This window comes from Halomonas qaidamensis (assembly GCF_025917315.1).
GTDB lineage: Bacteria > Pseudomonadota > Gammaproteobacteria > Pseudomonadales > Halomonadaceae > Vreelandella > Vreelandella qaidamensis.
Genome location: NZ_CP080627.1, coordinates 790,949 through 807,846, shown reverse-complemented (window position 1 = coordinate 807,846; position 16,898 = coordinate 790,949). Strand labels below are relative to the sequence as shown.

General features: G+C 51.2%; 17 protein-coding genes and 1 pseudogene. 6 read left to right on the top strand and 12 right to left on the bottom strand.

All coding sequences use genetic code 11. From position 1 onward, the window contains the following. Positions 1 to 2: 2 nt before the first annotated feature. Positions 3 to 479, bottom strand: a complete 477-nt coding sequence (locus K1Y77_RS03800; protein ID WP_030069799.1) for an NYN domain-containing protein — start codon at positions 477 to 479, stop codon at positions 3 to 5. Positions 480 to 545: 66 nt separating this feature from the next. Beyond that, positions 546 to 875, bottom strand: a complete 330-nt coding sequence (locus K1Y77_RS03795; RefSeq protein ID WP_264430413.1) for a virulence RhuM family protein — start codon at positions 873 to 875, stop codon at positions 546 to 548. A 274-nt stretch (positions 876 to 1,149) separates the two neighbouring features. On the opposite strand from K1Y77_RS03795, the gene K1Y77_RS03790 reads away from it, so the two are divergent. From K1Y77_RS03790 to K1Y77_RS03775, 4 genes are all read left to right on the top strand, one after another. Further along, positions 1,150 to 1,398, top strand: a complete 249-nt coding sequence (locus tag K1Y77_RS03790; RefSeq protein WP_162218123.1) for a type II toxin-antitoxin system ParD family antitoxin — start codon at positions 1,150 to 1,152, stop codon at positions 1,396 to 1,398. Continuing rightward, a complete protein-coding gene (locus K1Y77_RS03785) occupies positions 1,398 to 1,697 on the top strand; it encodes a type II toxin-antitoxin system RelE/ParE family toxin (protein ID WP_264430410.1) in 300 nt (99 codons plus the stop codon). The genes K1Y77_RS03790 and K1Y77_RS03785 overlap by 1 nt, the downstream gene beginning before the upstream one ends. A 190-nt stretch (positions 1,698 to 1,887) precedes the next feature. After that, a complete protein-coding gene (locus tag K1Y77_RS03780) occupies positions 1,888 to 2,052 on the top strand; it encodes a hypothetical protein (protein WP_264430409.1) in 165 nt (54 codons plus the stop codon). Between the two features lie 296 nt (positions 2,053 to 2,348). Further along, positions 2,349 to 4,043, top strand: a complete 1,695-nt coding sequence (locus K1Y77_RS03775) for an LA2681 family HEPN domain-containing protein (RefSeq protein ID WP_264018746.1) — start codon at positions 2,349 to 2,351, stop codon at positions 4,041 to 4,043. 55 nt (positions 4,044 to 4,098) lie between these two features. Here K1Y77_RS03775 and traJ read toward each other — a convergent pair. From traJ to K1Y77_RS03745, 5 genes and pseudogenes are all read right to left on the bottom strand, one after another. Beyond that, positions 4,099 to 4,452 (bottom strand): annotated as a pseudogene (traJ, locus tag K1Y77_RS03770) (conjugal transfer transcriptional regulator TraJ); the annotation flags it as partial. Positions 4,453 to 4,625: 173 nt separating this feature from the next. Further along, complete coding sequence (guaA, locus tag K1Y77_RS03760; RefSeq protein ID WP_264018747.1) at positions 4,626 to 6,203, bottom strand: glutamine-hydrolyzing GMP synthase; 1,578 nt, start codon at positions 6,201 to 6,203, stop codon at positions 4,626 to 4,628. 97 nt (positions 6,204 to 6,300) lie between these two features. Further along, the gene (guaB, locus tag K1Y77_RS03755) at positions 6,301 to 7,770 is read right to left on the bottom strand and encodes an IMP dehydrogenase (protein ID WP_030069748.1); all 1,470 of its coding nucleotides are present in this window, start codon (positions 7,768 to 7,770) and stop codon (positions 6,301 to 6,303) included. Positions 7,771 to 7,924: 154 nt separating this feature from the next. Further along, positions 7,925 to 8,611 carry a PhoU domain-containing protein gene (locus K1Y77_RS03750; RefSeq protein WP_030069746.1) on the bottom strand — a complete coding sequence of 229 codons (687 nt, stop codon included), beginning with the start codon at positions 8,609 to 8,611 and terminating at the stop codon, positions 7,925 to 7,927. A 24-nt stretch (positions 8,612 to 8,635) separates the two neighbouring features. Next, the gene (locus tag K1Y77_RS03745) at positions 8,636 to 9,835 is read right to left on the bottom strand and encodes a Na/Pi symporter (RefSeq protein WP_030069744.1); all 1,200 of its coding nucleotides are present in this window, start codon (positions 9,833 to 9,835) and stop codon (positions 8,636 to 8,638) included. 250 nt (positions 9,836 to 10,085) lie between these two features. On the opposite strand from K1Y77_RS03745, the gene xseA reads away from it, so the two are divergent. Then, on the top strand, positions 10,086 to 11,429 hold the full coding sequence (gene xseA, locus K1Y77_RS03740) for an exodeoxyribonuclease VII large subunit (RefSeq protein WP_264018748.1): 1,344 nt from the start codon (positions 10,086 to 10,088) through the stop codon (positions 11,427 to 11,429). 43 nt (positions 11,430 to 11,472) lie between these two features. Here xseA and K1Y77_RS03735 read toward each other — a convergent pair whose 3' ends face one another. From K1Y77_RS03735 to K1Y77_RS03720, 4 genes are all read right to left on the bottom strand, one after another. Next, positions 11,473 to 12,624, bottom strand: a complete 1,152-nt coding sequence (locus K1Y77_RS03735; RefSeq protein WP_264430404.1) for a DUF3618 domain-containing protein — start codon at positions 12,622 to 12,624, stop codon at positions 11,473 to 11,475. Beyond that, positions 12,621 to 13,049, bottom strand: a complete 429-nt coding sequence (locus K1Y77_RS03730; RefSeq protein ID WP_030069738.1) for a phage holin family protein — start codon at positions 13,047 to 13,049, stop codon at positions 12,621 to 12,623. Before K1Y77_RS03730 ends, K1Y77_RS03735 begins: the two co-directional genes overlap by 4 nt. 41 nt (positions 13,050 to 13,090) lie before the next feature. Then, complete coding sequence (locus K1Y77_RS03725) at positions 13,091 to 13,564, bottom strand: hypothetical protein (RefSeq protein WP_264430402.1); 474 nt, start codon at positions 13,562 to 13,564, stop codon at positions 13,091 to 13,093. 254 nt (positions 13,565 to 13,818) lie between these two features. Further along, positions 13,819 to 13,956, bottom strand: a complete 138-nt coding sequence (locus K1Y77_RS03720) for a hypothetical protein (protein ID WP_198023685.1) — start codon at positions 13,954 to 13,956, stop codon at positions 13,819 to 13,821. Positions 13,957 to 14,474: 518 nt separating this feature from the next. Here K1Y77_RS03720 and K1Y77_RS03715 point away from each other — a divergent pair. Continuing rightward, positions 14,475 to 15,329 carry an SDR family oxidoreductase gene (locus K1Y77_RS03715; RefSeq protein WP_030069733.1) on the top strand — a complete coding sequence of 285 codons (855 nt, stop codon included), beginning with the start codon at positions 14,475 to 14,477 and terminating at the stop codon, positions 15,327 to 15,329. A gap of 133 nt (positions 15,330 to 15,462) precedes the next feature. Here K1Y77_RS03715 and argA read toward each other — a convergent pair whose 3' ends face one another. Further along, complete coding sequence (gene argA / locus K1Y77_RS03710; RefSeq protein WP_264430399.1) at positions 15,463 to 16,779, bottom strand: amino-acid N-acetyltransferase; 1,317 nt, start codon at positions 16,777 to 16,779, stop codon at positions 15,463 to 15,465. Positions 16,780 to 16,898 lie beyond the last annotated feature (119 nt).

Here is a 16,898-nt window from a genome sequence, read left to right as displayed (position 1 = left end):
ATTCACCCCAACAGCAATCCCCGCTCGATGGGAATAAACTCGCTCGCGGCATTGATGAGAGAGGCTGCGCTGAGCTGGGGCACGCCATAGACCTCGACACGCTTGCCATGTACTTCACGGATTTTCTGGGCCAGAAGATCGAAATCGCCATCGCCGGAGACCAGCACCACCACATCCGCTTTCGCCGCGTACTCGATAGCATCCAGCGTGATCCCCACGTCCCAGTCGCCCTTGGCAGAACCATCCGAGCGCTGGATGAATGGCTTGAGCCTGACCTCAAACCCAATCGAGCGGAGGATATTCTGGAACTCACGCTGCTTGGCATCGCCCTTATCAATGGCATAGCAGCGAGCGGTGAGTACTTCACGGTCCGCCGTCACCTTCGCCCAAAATCGGCGATAATCAAAGTGTTTGCCGTAGGCTTCGCGCACGGTGTAATAGACGTTCTGGGTATCCACAAAAATAGCAACGCGTGTCATGACAAATAGGCCTAGGCAGGAAGTGAAACGCCAGCCTCGCAAGACAGGCGTGGAAGTGTCTACATGTTACCGTGCAGCGATTGGGAATACGCCTTCTGGAAGTAAATGAGCTACCGCGCATCTACCACATTCGGTTAGACGGCGTTGATTGAGGGGATAGCCCTGCACCAGATGGTCTTTGAGAGCCCAGCGAAATTGGACGCCACGCTGAGATTCCACCCGATAACCAACCGAGATAATCATGTCCAGAGTGTAGTGATCAATCTCCCGCTGAACCTGCCACTTCCCCTCTTGACGAACTATCCGGAATTTCCGGATAGTGAAAGCTTTGTCGTTATAGGCTGGCACCTTAAAAGCCATCAACCAACCATATTCCATGACGATGACATAGAGCATCAGTCATCGCATAGCGGCCTGTGTACTCCCTACGCCAAAAGCGGTCAATATTGCTGCTCCCAGAGGTAAATGAGCCGATTTCCCTGCCTATTCAGATCATATTATGAGCCGATTACGGTTTATATTCGGCTCATGGGCTAACAATGCAAAGCTTCACCCGAGCCAAAGTGTAAAAATGAACAGCAAGCCTGACAGACAGAGATTACCTCTCTTGCTAACCTTGCCAACCGTACCTATATTCATATTTGTTACTTTTGAATATAGGAAGAGAATCATGGCTACAACCAGTCTTAGCTTAGGGGAGCACTGGGAAGTCTTTATCAGAAACGAGGTCGCCAGCGGCCGCTATGGCTCCGCCAGTGAGGTTGTGCGTGATGCGTTACGTGCAATGGAAGAGCGCAAAAGCAAACTTGAAGCGCTTCGCACTCACTTAGCTCAAGGTGCAGAGCAAGCGAGAGCAGGTGAATTCGTGGATGATTTTTCGATGGATGCCCTAATCAACGACTTGGATAGCGAGGCTTGATGCCCACTTTCCATATCACGCTGAGAGCAAGAGACGATTTAAAAAATATCGGCCGCTATACAGAGTGGCAATGGGGCAAGAACCAACGAAATACCTATTTGAAGAATTTTGAAAAACGGTTTCACTGGCTCGCAGAAAATCCCCAGCTGGGAAAGCACCGCTCGGATGTTAGCGAGGGTTATTACAGCTACCCTCAGGGCCAGCACGTTATCTTTTATCTAATCGGCCAGGAATGTATTGAAATCATTGGCATTCCTCACAAAGAGATGGATATCGTTTCTTATTTTCTGCCTGAATGAGCCAAAATAGTTTAACGACTGCCCTGCTTAAATGTTTGCCAAGCGTACATCCTGAATAGCCTTGAGTGTTTTGCTGCAAATCCCACTAACGAGTAGGCTTTTCAGCAAACACAGACGAGGCAACAAGCACGCTAGCCCTGCGGGGTTACTGCTATAATGACACCTAACAATCTGCTCTAGGAGTATTGTGATGGTTCGTAAAACTCCAACTGATAAAGTCACTGTTTCCCGCAAGCGTATTTTGCGTGCAGTGGCCAGCTCAAGCGCAATTGAAACAGGCGAGCGCACGGCAGTGATTGAGAAGCGTCTCAAATCTCATACGCGTCGTTTTACCAAGTTAACCCTAGCTCTCTGAGACTATCCGTTCGTTCTCACTGTATTTCCAAAATATCTCAAATTAAATTGAGGGGCTAAGCACCCGCTTTGATGGTTATCACAACCAGTAACAAGCTTCCACGCCTCATAAGCTCCGGTTTGAGCTTTTTTGCGCACTATGCCTGTGACGCTCGGCACTCTTGTTCGCTCATACCGCCTCTCAAACTTATACTAAGAATAAATTGCTCAGTGTATATTTTTTAGCAAAAGAAAAAATTTCTGTCGATTTATGATAACTAGTAAATTTTCGATATTAAATGAAAAAAGGAGTTCTTCATGGTCATGACAATAGATGAGATTAACGATTTAAGTGAAGAGGCTGATTTACATATACTAAACAGAGACTATGAAGCTCTGGAAAGTCTTATTGAGAGATTGACATCAAAAGACTTTGATTTTGAACACTCTCTTTATGAGGCTCATTACCTTTACACAATAGCAAACTGCTATTCCGTACTTTACGAGACTCGGAGGGTTGAATGGTACTCAGACGACCTAATGAAAGCCATAATCTATTACAGAAAATCTCTTCACAGAATACCAAAACCTGATTGGAATAACATGTCTGAAAATATTCAGGCATTTAATAACCTTAAGTCGATGGTTCTAACTAACTTGGCTAACCACCTTTCTTCTCAAGGAAGGGTTTTATGTTGCATACCTTTTTATGATGAAGCCATAGCTATAAATAGAAAAATAGAAGCGATTGCATCAAAGGCTAGAAACCAGCTATTTCTTGGCGAATCTCTTTATGACAACGGGCACAAAGAGTATCACTATTTTATAGCCTACAGGCTTACCAAAGAGGCCGCAGATAATATCGAAGAACTATATCCTGAACACAGAGTCGATTTAGAGGGGAATGGGTACTTAATTAAATTCAAGGAATGGTTCGAGAAGAACTTTGAGGAATCTTCCTTCGATTACTTTTCAGAAGAATATAACAGCTCAAAAACGAGAAAGGAAAAACAATACCTGCAATGGTGTGCAAAGAATAAGCTATTTATTAACGACCTAAATGATGTCTGCGATTTTGAAATATCCCATCAGGATGTTCTTGCTCTTCCTTCTTTCTCTCAATCCATAAACTCAACACTCACTATGCATGAAGAGCTAGCGTATCATGGCAACTTCGATGAAATAAAAAATGACTACTGCTACGCACGCTACTTGTTTTTTACTGCCCACAGCATACCTGATGAAGAACATCACTTCTATAACTCAACATATCGACATGTTGACGACATGTCTCACTCGATAAACAACCTAAAAATCAGTCATTATAAAACGTCATTCCGGATACTTTATTCATTATTCGACAAAATCGCTTATTTATTAAGTCGATTTTTTGATCTCAACGATATAAAAGATGACAACATGATAAGTATTGACAACCTATTTAGAGACTTCAAGTCAAGTAACTGGAGAAAAAATTGGAAGCCAAATAAAAAGCTAGGGACTAGCGACAATCATTTCATTCATGCTTTATTTTATATATTAAAAGATATTCGCGACGTTAAAGACACTTCATCTGTTTCAAAGTGGATAGACCCAGACGCTAAGGCATTTTCTGAAATTAGGAATGCCATGGAGCATAGGTCACTTAAAATAGTAGATGATTTCGGCTATGAGCTAACGACCCCACATAACAGTTATCATGATAGTGAATTAGAAAAGCTTAATCTAGAAATTAAAAAAACAAGAGAGCAGTTACACCCCCCCTTGCCCCCTGAAGAATCCAAAACACTAGAATCCGACCTGAAAAAGCTCGAATCGGATCTTTATGAAAAGAAAAAATTAAGCTCACATTCTCTATTAATACCTATGAGTCAATTTGAGTCCCGGCTAATGACGCTAATAAAACTGGCAAGAAACTCAATCATTTATCTATCGCTATCCATCCACTTCGAAGAAAAAAAGCGCCCTAATAATAAGATATACTTGCCAATGGGCGTCCCATTAAAAGATTAATCAAAGATAAGGCGGGCTGCACCGCCTTATCTTAGTATTGAGTCCGTTCTCAGCTTCATAATTCAGACCTCGGCATAACGACCCTGGTCATGATCTTGCCCATTTCCTCCTGCGTCGTTTCAATCTTGCTGAGAACAGCAAGGACTGTTGACTGGCCGAACTGAGCCGTGCGCACGTCATCGGTAAGCCATAGCTTCAATAGGCCACCCAAGCGGCCAAGGTCGCCGTTGATCCGGGCCAGTTCTCGTACCTGCTGATAATCCACCACACCAGAGATGTGATAACCCTGACCGACTTCGCGTAAGTACCGTGCACTCATACCAACTCGTTTTGCCTGCGCTTCGACCTGCTCTTTTTCCTCGGGCAGGCAGTACACTTTGATAGGAGTGCTGTTCTTCCTAGTCATTCGTTCTGTCTTATCTTTTGCCTTAGTTCCTTGTCACCTGGCGGATAGTGGTGAACGCCTTCTAAAAGTCCTCCGGTGTCGCTCGGCCAGTTTCGATTTGGTAGTACAGGATCATGAACATAGCAAAAAACCCGCCTTTCGGCGGGTTTTGGCGAACAACATCAGTAAGTAACCACTCACTCCCACTCAATAGTAGCTGGCGGCTTGCTGCTAACATCGTAGGTAACCCGAGAAACACCTTCCAACTCATTGATAATACGGTTGGAAACTTTCTCCAGCAGCTCGTAGGGCAGGTGCGCCCAGCGGGCGGTCATGAAGTCGATGGTTTCGACGGCGCGTAGCGCGATAACCCATTCGTAGCGGCGGCCGTCGCCTACTACACCTACCGATTTCACCGGTAGGAACACGGCGAAGGCTTGGCTGGTTTTTTCGTACCAACCTGCGGCGCGTAGTTCTTCAATGTAGATGGCGTCGGCATCACGCAGAATGTCGGCGTACTCTTTCTTCACTTCACCCAGAATACGCACGCCCAGGCCGGGGCCAGGGAACGGGTGGCGGTAGACCATATCGTAAGGCAGGCCGAGTTCGAGGCCGAGTTTGCGCACTTCGTCTTTAAACAGTTCGCGCAGCGGCTCGACCAGCTTGAGCTTCATGGTTTCCGGCAGGCCACCGACGTTGTGGTGGGATTTGATCACGTGGGCTTTGCCGGTTTTAGAGGCCGCGGATTCGATCACGTCCGGGTAGATGGTGCCCTGGGCCAGGAAGTCGACGCCGTCGATTTTGCTGGCTTCTTCATCGAACACGTCGATAAAGGTGTTGCCGATAATTTTGCGCTTGGCTTCCGGGTCTTTCTCGCCCGCAAGCTTGCCAAGGAACAGCTCTTCGGCGTCGACACGAATCACCTTCACGCCCATGTGCTTGGCGAAGGTTTCCATGACTTGGTCGCCTTCGTTTTTGCGTAGCAGGCCGTTATCGACGAAGACACAGGTCAGTTGGTCGCCAATGGCTTTGTGCAGCAACGCCGCCACAACCGAAGAATCGACACCACCGGAAAGGCCAAGCAGTACATGGCGGTCGCCCACTTGCTCGCGCACGCGGCTTACTTGGTCTTCGATGATTTGTGCAGGCGTCCACAGTTTTTCGGCACCGCAAATATCCAGTACGAAGTGCTCAAGAATGCGCTGGCCTTGCAGGGTGTGGGTCACTTCTGGGTGGAACTGTACGCCGTAGAACTGTTTCTCTTCCCAGGCCATGGCGGCAATGGGGCAGCTCGGCGTGGAAGCGGTCACGGTGAAGGTGTCAGGCACTTGGGCTACTTTATCGCCGTGGCTCATCCACACATCAAGTAATGCTTTGCCAGTGCTGGCGTCGACGTGGTCTTTAATGTCTTTGAACAGCGCGTTTTCAGCATCTATTTGAATCTGGGCGTAGCCAAATTCGCGCTGGTTGGAACCTTCCACTTTGCCGCCAAGCTGCTCGGCCATGGTCTGCATGCCGTAGCAAATACCAAACACCGGCAAGCCCATTTCGAACACGCACGCCGGTGCTCGCGGGGAATCCAACTCGGTCACGGATTCCGGGCCACCGGCCAGGATGATGCCGTTAGGGTTGTATTCGCGAATTTCTTCTTCGGTGATATCGAAGGCGCGGATTTCGGAGAATACACCGATCTCACGTACACGGCGGGCGATCAGCTGGGTGTACTGTGAGCCGAAGTCAAGAATCAGAATCTTATGGGCGTGAATGTCACTCATGGCGGGGTCTCGGTTAAGCGGTGTGGGGCCGCTGGTAAGGCCAAAAAGCAAGCGGCGAGCTGCAATGCTCGCCGCGCCATTTTACTAAACGTGCTGGTTAGCTTACCCGGTAGTTGGGAGCTTCTTTGGTGATCTGCACGTTGTGAACGTGGGATTCGTTAAAGCCAGCGCTGGTAATTTGTACAAATTCCGGCTTGGTGCGCATTTCTTGAATATCGCGGCAGCCGGTGTAGCCCATGGAAGCGCGCAGGCCACCCATCAGCTGGTGAACAATAGCGCCCATCATGCCTTTATAGGGTACGCGGCCTTCAATGCCTTCCGGCACCAACTTCTCGGCACCTTCGGCTTTATCTTGGAAGTAGCGGTCGGCGCTGCCCTGGTTCTGAGACATGGCACCCATGGAGCCCATACCACGGTAGGCTTTATAGGTACGGCCTTGGTAAAGCTCGACTTCACCCGGCGCTTCTTCGGTACCGGCTAGCAGGCCACCGACCATTACGGCGCTTGCGCCAGCAGCGATGGCTTTGGCTAAGTCGCCAGAGAAGCGAATGCCACCATCGGCGATCAGCGGAATATCAAACTCTTTCAGCGCTTCTGCCACGTTAGACACTGCGGTGATTTGCGGAACGCCAACGCCTGCCACAATACGCGTGGTGCAGATAGAACCGGGGCCAATGCCGACTTTAACGGCGTCTGCGCCCGCTTCGGCCAGCGCTTTGGCGGCAGCGGCAGTGGCGATATTGCCGCCAATGACTTGGATGTTCGGGAAGTGTTCTTTGATCCAGCGCACGCGATCGATAACGCCTTTAGAGTGACCGTGGGCGGTATCAACAATGATCACATCCACACCGGCTTCGGCCAGGGCAGCAACCCGATCAGGCGTTTCGGGGCCAGTACCAACGGCAGCACCCACCAACAGGCGACCATCGCTATCTTTGGCAGCCATCGGGTAAGTACGGGCTTTTTCGATATCCTGGAAGGTAACCAAACCGCGCAGGTGGAACTCGTCATCGACGATCAGCATTTTCTCAATGCGGTGTTCGCGCATTTTGGCTTTGCTGGTTTCAAGGTCGGTGCCTTCTTTAACGGTCACCAACCGCTCGCGGGGAGTCATGATGTCCGCAACGCTGTCGCCGTGGTTGGGCTGGAAGCGCATATCACGCTCGGTCACAATACCCACCAGGGTTTCGCCTTCTACGACGGGGAAGCCAGAGAAGCCGTTCTCGCGCGCCATCGCCAGCAGGTCATCCAGCTTCGCCTTAGGGCTAACGGTAACCGGGTCTTTTACAATCACGCTTTCGTGCTTTTTAACCTTGCGCACTTCAGCGGCTTGCTGGCTCATGGTCATGCTCTTATGGATAATGCCGATGCCGCCTTCCTGAGCCATCGCAATTGCTAGACGCGCTTCGGTAACGGTATCCATTGCAGCGGAAAGCAGCGGGATATTGAGTGAAATATTGCGGGTCAGGCGGGTTTTGAGGCTGACATCCTTGGGCAGAACATCGGAGAAGCCGGGAACGAGGAGTACGTCATCGAACGTAAGTGCTTCTTGGGCCATACGTAGCATAGCGGCAACACCCTGATTGAAGAGGAAGTGGGGCGTGGAAAGTTAATCCGCTATTATAACGTTTGGAGGGGTGTGCCAGCAATGCGATGGGAGCATATACAAAACAAGCAGCACCACTAAAGGGAGCTGCTTGTCTTTTTCAACCTAGGCGACGTTAATCTAGCGCGCGGTCATCGGCCTCGCTGGGAAAGTCCAGATCCTCCAAACGCCCAGTCACCGCTGTGGCAATATTGGCCAAGTGGGAAGAAACCCGCTTGTAGTGGCGCGCCAACAGCGAATACGCCACGGCCTCATGAAACTCAACCGCCTCTTCTTCACCCAGCAGCGCTTCGATGAGGTCATCGCAGATTCCGCCGATGTCGCGGGTAGCTGTGATAATACGGTGAGCTTGGGCTTCGTTTGAGTCTCGTGTAGCCGCAATGAGCTCTTTAAACAGCCCAGATAAACGCTCGGAGATCTTATCCAAGGGCTTTTGATAATGATCTACGTGAAAGCCTTCACTGTAAAAAGCGCCAACTTCAAAGACGTTTTTACAGTAATCGCCAATGCGCTCGGCATCTTTTGCAACGCTCATCAGCGCTAAGCAGATAGCCACATCGTGGCCGGGATTAACGGTCAGATGGCGCAACACCTTGCGGCGGATAGAGCGCTCAAGCTCGTTGACCGCCACATCACGCTGATAAAGCGGCTGCCGCACGTCTTCGGCAGGCACTGTGCTGTAAAGCACCTCGTTGGCACGTGCGAACATCCAAGCACCATGCTCCAGCATCTTGGTCAGGTCTGCGTAGGCCTGATCGATGCTGGTTTCCGAGGTAAGCGCACTATAAAGCTGTTTAAACATGGGAAACCCCTCGGTTGGCCGCGCTTAGCGCAGGCGCATGAATAATTCGGTCAATGTAATGCCGACCACCGGCACCACCAGGAATACGCCAATCAGGAACATAAAAGCGTAGCGGATCTGCTTACCAGCCAAGCGGCCATACCAGGTGGCAATGCGCAGTGGAATCACCCGTAGCGGCCACCAGATGGCGGTACCGGTTAAGTTAAAAATAACGTGAAACAGCGCCACCGTCATCGCCGCAGCGATAGGATTAGCAGTAGCCGCCAGTACGCTGGTAATCGTGGTACCCAGGTTGGCCCCCATCATAAAGGGTAGCACTCGGCGTAGACGCACCACGCCCGCTCCCGCCAAGGGCACCATCAGGCTGCTGGTAATAGAACTCGATTGCACCAGCACCGTAGACACCACCCCGACCCCGTAGGCCCGCGCATCGGTACGGAAGAAATAGGTGCGGAAGAGGCCATCCATATGGCGCAACAGCGCACCGCGCAGATTCTTCACCATAAAGACCAGCGCTGCGAACATCAGCAGCAGGCCTAAGCCCGCGACGAACAGGCCAGCAGCCGCCACGCTAGGCATCAGGGAAGCCCCCAGCCAATTAGCGACATCAACAATGGGAGCAGTGATTACCTTAATCGGACTACTGGGCTTGGCAACTTCCTCCAAGCCAATCAGCTCCGCTACCCAACCGGCTAGCCGTGTAAAGATGCCGTAACCATTCTCATGGAACATTCCCGTCAGCCACTCCACCGGGAAGATCAGCAGAACCGTGAGAATATTGAATAAGTCGTGCATCAGCGCCGCGGTGAACGAGCGGCGGAAGTTGCGCTTGATCCGCACGTTCGCCAGGGCCACGATGACACCGGTAACGGCGGTGCCGATATTGGCGCCCATAATGGCAAAAACAGCAGTGCCCAGGGTCATCTCGCCGCTAGCCACCAGGGTGACGATCAGCGCCGAGGTGAACGACGAGCTCTGCACGACCATGGTAACCAACACCCCTGCCATCAAGGCAATAAAGGGGTTCGCGCCAAAAGCGAAGGCGCGGGTCAGAAGGTCGCTGTCGCTACCAAAGGTACCCAGGCCCGCGCCCAGCACGTTAAGTGCAGCCAGGAACAGGTACAGGCACAGGCCGGCATAAATACCGCGTAACCACGCGGGCACCTCACGCGGCACCTCGCGAGCAAGAGCAGGACGATCGGTGGAAGGTCCGAGATTCGACATAAGTGGTCTGCCGTGTTGGTGGACAATCTATGTATGACGTTTTGATGACAGTTTTGTGTCGGCGAGCAACTTAGCACGGTTATGTGACACTTTGATGACGAATGCAAAACAAAACGGTGAACATTCGCCTCACGGCTGCAAACCTAAGCACCCTGGCGAATACGTTTGCTGAGACAGGTTAGCGTATTGTCTAATGGTTGCACCCTAACACTGACTATCGCACCGCAAGCGTTGGACGACACCTGCCTCCATGACCGCCTCAAACACCGCCATCTTCTCAGTCAGCGAACTCAATCTCAAGGCTCGCAAAGCGCTAGAGCGAAACATGGGTGAGGTATGGGTGGAAGGCGAGCTTTCGAACGTTTCTCGCCCGGCCTCTGGGCATATTTACTTCACGTTGAAGGATGACCGCGCGCAAATTCGCTGTGCGCTATTTCGCCAGCGGGCAAGGTTTGTTGCCGCACCCATGCGCGATGGCGATCAGGTAAAACTACGCGGGCGCGTCTCGCTGTTCGAACCGCGCGGCGACTATCAGCTGATTGCCGAGGCCGTGCAGGCGGCAGGCTTAGGGGAGCTACTGGCGGCATATGAGCGGCTAAAAGTGCAATTGGAAAGCGAAGGCATGTTTGCCAATGCTCGTTCACTGCCCTTTCCACCCCGCAAGATTTTGATTTTAAGCTCTGCCAGCGGCGCGGCCATTCGCGATGTATTGGCGGTGCTGGCAGCGCGCTGGCCTCTGGCTGATGTCACGTTGATTCCGGTGCCCGTACAAGGTGCCGAGGCCGCCCCTGCAATGATTTCCGCACTGGGGTTATTAAACCGACAGGCACGCTTAGACCCTGACCAGGACGTGGTGCTAATTACCCGTGGCGGCGGTAGCTTAGAGGATTTGTGGGCATTTAATAACGAGCATCTGGCACGGGCGATTTTTCACTCACGCTTGCCGGTGATGTCAGCGGTGGGTCACGAAGTGGATGTCACCCTAGCGGATTTCGCTGCGGATATGCGTGCCCCTACCCCGTCAGCGGCGGCTGAGCGTTTAGTGCCTGACCAGCAAGCGCTAAAGCAGCAATTGTCGCAGCTAGAAAACCGCTTACGTCGTGCCATGCAGGCACGCTTAGAGCGCGATAGCCAGCGGCTGGATACCTTACGCGCCCGGCTTCGCCATCCTGGCGAGCAGCTTGACCGCCAGCGACAACACGTTACCGCCCTTTATCAACGGCTGCAGCGCGCAATGCAGCAAAGCGTTCAGCAGCAGCAAACGCGGGTCACGCAGTTAAGCAAGCGCTTAGCCAGCCAAGACATGGCACGCCTGCACCGTGCAGAGCAAGAGCGTATTAGCCAGCTACAGCGCCGTTTAGCCAGCGCTATGCAGCGGGCGTTGGAAGTACGTCAGGCACGCTTGAGTAGTGCTGCCCGTGAGCTAAATGCCATCAGCCCGCTTGCAGTATTGGGGCGCGGCTATGCCATTGCCCAGGATGAAAAGGGCCATGTTATCCGTCGGGCAGAAGACACCGTGCCAGGCCAGAAGCTCTCGCTACGGCTGGGTGAAGGCAGGCTAAACGTGGAAGTAAAACGGCGCTACAAAAAGTAGCGCCGCTTCTAACCAGCACGCTTACCGCGTCTGCGGCGTTTCGTTATGGCCGCGGTGGTAGGTTAGTGTCATTACCTTGGGTATTCCCAGAAGGCGTATTAGAACCTGCTAGCCCCGGCTGCGTGCTTGGCACCTTTGGCCTATTGGTAGCCACGCCTTCATTCACAGAAGGTTTGCTAGGCGTATGTCCACTAGTAACATCTGTCGTTGAAGGGTTCGTCGTTGAAGGGTTCGACGTTGAAGGACTGCTATTTAAAGCACCTGTACTTGAGGCACTGATGGTTGAAGCACTTTCATCAGCAGTAGGCGTGCTATATGGCGACTCTTGCTTTTCGGCAGGCTGCTTTATTGATTCGGTTTTTTCATGAATCGCTTGCTGGGCGTTATCCACTTGCTCTTCGCCTGCATCAGCTGCTTTTTTCACCACTTGGTCGCGATACTTACCTAAGTATTCATCTTCTTTACGGGTGGATGGGCAAATGCCTGCCAACGCTGCCCCCAGTGCAAACCCTAGCGCTGCCACTACCACCGGGTGCTCTTGAATAAAGTCCGATGAGGTGTTGCTAGCTTGATGGGCACGCTCCTTTATATGGTCAAAGCGTTCATGAGCCCCTTGTTGGGCATGAGAGATGGAATCGTGCATACGACCTCCCTTCTGTTGGGCTTTTTCGCTTAGATGGTGCGCTGCGCCTTTAGCACTATGGCCGATATGCTGGGCGCTCTCTTTCGCCTGCTGCATTCGGCTGCCATTATCCTGCTCACCATTATTATGATTGTGTCCCACTCCCTGATTAGTCTCAGGGCCTTGAGGGTAAGGGTTCTGAGAATAAGGGGGCTGAGAAGAATACGAGTGTTGAGCCACTGCAGCAGGCTGCCCTAAAGACTCGGAGGTAGCATGAACATTAGTTGCGTAGCGCGGTGTTTCAGCCTGTGGGTTACTTTGGCGCAACATTAACCAACCAAGCCCAGCTCCGGTGAGCAGTACCGGCACAGGGTTTTGCTTAATGGTCGTTCCTAGGTTGGAAAAAAACTCGTTGGCACCGCCTTGGCGGAGATAGTCATAAGTGGTGTGTAGCAGTTGATCGGGCGAAAATCGCTCTTCAATTTTATGCAGCGTAGAATCAAGCCGTTCGCGCGATTGATGAATATCTTTTTCAATATCATCGGGATGTCGATGCTGATTATGGTCGCTCATTTCACCTCCTCCTTGACGTGACGCTGATGTTCTTTAGAAAGCGCTTTGTCATTACGCAGACTATTAATGGTGCGATTAGGCATTAGCCCTTGGACACTCACCTTGCTTAGCCCCGCCTTCAGCATTAATGCACCGATCAGCGTAACAACAGCACCTACAATAACGGCAGAAATCCACGGGCTGGTTTCCGGAGGCAGTACCTCATTTAAAAGCAGCACTACCGCCGCCAGCAGGGTTAAAAAACCACCAAGTAGCACTGCACCAGCGAGTGCTATTGCCGCAACACCCGCCATGGCTTGATGGGTCTTTTCAGACATTTCGGCTTTGGCTAGTTCCGCTTCGCCACGCACCAAAGCGGTTATCTCATTGAGTAGCGTTGAGAGTAGCGAACCGACTGAACCGGTCGTTTTGCTATCTGAATCCATTCTGTATCTCCCGCATACAATTTTTAGCCTATGGCTCTGCGTTAAACGCGGTTTGACTGCACAGCATTGTGTTCGCCGGCTTGATGCTGAGAGCCGTTATTAGCAGCATCAGAATGGGTTGAAGAGCTGCGCAGAAAACGCGTGACCAAAAAACCCGCGGCAATAGCGCCACCGATAAATAGGGCTGGCTCTTTTCTTCCGTAGTTTTCTGCTTCTTTACATAGCCCATGCAGATCCTTGTCGCGCATCGTTTGCGAAAAGCGGTCTACTTTTTGGGCAAGCCTTCTTGTCTGCTGTGAGCAAAATGGCTGTTTCTGGCGATCAAATTCGTCCGCAGCCTTCTGGAACACAGCACTTACTATTTTGGTTTGTTCGGCTGCGCTCTCGCGCTGTTGAGCAAACGCATTTTCCGCCTGCTGCTCTGCGGCATCTTTTATCTCTGCAGCGCTCTCTTGGCCTTTTTGTTTAAGCGAATCGTAATCATGTGAAGGGTGATGCTTTCCTTGTTCGGTCATAATGACATCCTCCGTGTCGTTTACTCTCTTCGAAAATGATCTATCCTCCAAAACTATAGCGGGCTACCTTTAGCTTTCAATTTAAAGCAGTCGGATTATCAAATAAACCTGAAAAACCAAACAAATATCAACCAACCCTGCAACTTAAATCAAAATAAAAACTTTTTAAAAATACAGACATTAATTAACAACCTATTCCTATAAAAAAGGGTGCCACTTGTTAGTAGCACCCTTTTATAGGTAAAAACAATCGATTAGGAAGTAGACTTCTTGGGAGACGGCTTATCATCGCCATCAGGATTGACATGGTGCGTGTCGGGCATTGGGTTGGCATCATCGTGATGATCGTCGCGCTGATCTTTCTTCTGATCGTCTTTATCAGGTTGTTGCATATTACCTCCTACTACTTGGCAGCCCTGCTTGGTAGTCGCCCTAAAGCCTTGCGTGCCAAGGGATGTGAATAGGTTTATACACTATAGTCGCTTGTCGTTTACTTGCCACAGCCCAGCACTACTCTCCCCAACCGATCTCGCCACGCCTCAGTTTATAAAACCGTCAAAACAGCCACTTGTGACAGCAGCGCATCATTAACAATGCCTGATTTAAAATTTAAACTGAGTTTATTAACGTTTACTATCCGCATTTTTATCTAACGATCCAACCACCTAATTACCTAACCTCTTGGCTATCATTTGCCCATCCTTGCGTCATTGGTCTACGTTAGTAATGGCGTGATTAAGCCCTTATAGGTGAGCCATCAAACTCTTAAAAATGTAAATGCGTAAATGTAAACACGCAAATGTAAATACATATAAGTAATCCCTTATGCTCTTTCAATTTCGCAGCTTTTTAATAGGCTAGCTTTAAAAGCAATACCAACCCATCTGTGCCAACAAAGGAGTGGACGCACATGAGCGATCAACAGCAACCCCCGCAGCATCAGAATCAACAGCCTGGCGCTGAACATGCAATGCAACCAACGCCGGAGTATATTCGCGAAAGCTATCGCGGTGCCGATAAGTTGTTAGATAAAATTGCCATTATTACTGGTGGCGACAGCGGTATTGGTAGAGCTGTGGCGGTGCATTACGCCCGTGAAGGTGCTGATAGTGTTATCGTGCACCTTAAAGAGCCTAAAGATGCCGAAGACACCAAACGCTTAGTAGAAGCAGAAGGACGACGCTGCCTGGTACTGCAAGGTGATGTGGCAGAACCGGCTTTTTGTCGCGACATTGTTGAACGCACCCTACAAGCATTTGGCAAGTTCAATGTGGTGGTTCATAACGCCGCTGAGCAGTATGACTGGGACGATGTCACGGATATTCCTGATGACCAGCTACTGCGCACGTTTCAAACCAACGTGTTCAGTCATTTTTACCTCACTAAAGCGGCGCTGCCTCACCTAAACAATGGCGATACCATTATCTCCACCTCCTCAATCAACGCTTTTAAAGGCAACGACACGCTGATTGATTACACCGCCACGAAGGGCGCCATTCAGGGATTTGTGCGGTCCATGGCGATGTCGTTAATGGATAGAGGTATTCGAGTTAATGCCGTGGCTCCTGGGCCTATCTGGACACCGCTAATTCCCGCCAGCTTTGATGAAGAGAAGGTCGCCAATTTTGGCGGGCAAGTGCCTATGAAGCGCCCCGGCCAACCGAGTGAAATTGGCCCAGCGTATGTGTATCTTGCCAGTGAAGAGTCGTCTTATATGAGCGGTCAAACGCTGCACTTAAACGGCGGCGTTATTTTGAATACCTGAGACATTAGTTATCAAAAGGGCGGCCAAGCCGCCCTTCTTAGCTTTCTACTTAATCCTCAGCTTTCTACCTAATCCTCAGTTTTCTACTTAAGTAGTAACCATGTGCGACAACTACACTACTATCCACATTTTTCTATCGCGCTAACGTCTTGACCAGCACCTTGGATTTTCGGGCGTGGTTATAGGCTTCACGTTTTAACGGCGGTAGGTCATCTAAGCTTGCCGAGTGGAAACCATGTTCGACAAACCAATGGGCCGTGTGCGTCGTCAGTACAAACATTTCGGTCAGCCCACGCTGGCGGGCGCGTCGCTCTAATGCTTCCACCAAGCGCTCGCCGCGCTCACCGCCGCGATAGTTGCCGTGCACGGCGACACAGGCCATTTCCCCCACAGTGGTGTCAGGGAAAACATGCAGCGCGGCACAGCCAATCACCATGCCATCACGTTCAATGACCATGTAATCGTCAATTTCGTGCTCTAACCGCTCCCGCGAACGAGCTACCAACATGCCCCGTCGCTCAAGCGGCTCCAGCAGCTCTAGCAGACCAGCGACATCGTTTAATGTGGCCGGGCGCAGCTGCTCGTAGCGGTGCTGGGTGATCATGGTCCCAACGCCGTCGCGAGTGAATAACTCCCCTAACAGGGCATCGTGGTTACGCCAAGAAAGCAGGTGGGTGCGCGCCACCCCTTCTCGGGCCGCTGTGCAGGCGGCGTTCAAGTGGCGGGCCAACTCACTACCCGGCGACGCCTGTTGCAGTCGAGGTTCAGCTTCTGCCGGAGAAAGCTGGCGTAATAGTGCGCCCTGCTCGTCTTCAAGCCCTTCTGATTCGCCTAATAGAATGAGCTTATCCGCTTTCAACGCGACGGCAGCATGTTGCGCCACTTCTGAGGCATCTAAATCAAACACTTCACCCGTACTGGAAAAGCCAAGCGGTGGCAGCAACACCAGAGAGCCTTTTTCCAGCAGCCCTTCAATGGCACTCGCGCGCACCCGACGCACTTCACCGCTGTGGTCAAAATCGACGCCTTCACGTACACCAAGGGGCTTGGCGGTCACCAAGTTGCCAGAAATTACGCTTAGCTCCACCCCGTGCAGCGGCGTGCTAGGCAGGCCTAAAGAAAGCCGTGCTTCTAACCATAGCCGCTGATGTGCTGCCACCTGCTCCACATGGGCCATCACCGCTCGGTCAGCTACCCAGCGACCATCCACCCGTGTTGGCTCGACACCAGCAGTCGTCAACGCTTCGTGTACCTGCGGTCGAATACCAAACACCACGACTAACCGCACGCCCAAGGTGTGTAGCAGCGCTAAGTCCTGTATCAGCTGCTCTCCTCGGCCAGACGCCATGGCTTCGCCCTCAATTAAGATGACAAAGGTTCGTCCCCGGTGGGCATTAATGTAAGGGGAAGCGTTACGAAACCAATCAACAAAAGGGAAGCGTGTGTCCAAGGGCCGCTCTCCGGCAGCAGGTAAATGAAAATATCCGCGTTTACTTTAACAGAGCGCAAAAAACAGCGGCACCTTCTTGTGCAAATCAACCCGGAAACAGGCTAATTTGCGTGAAGGTG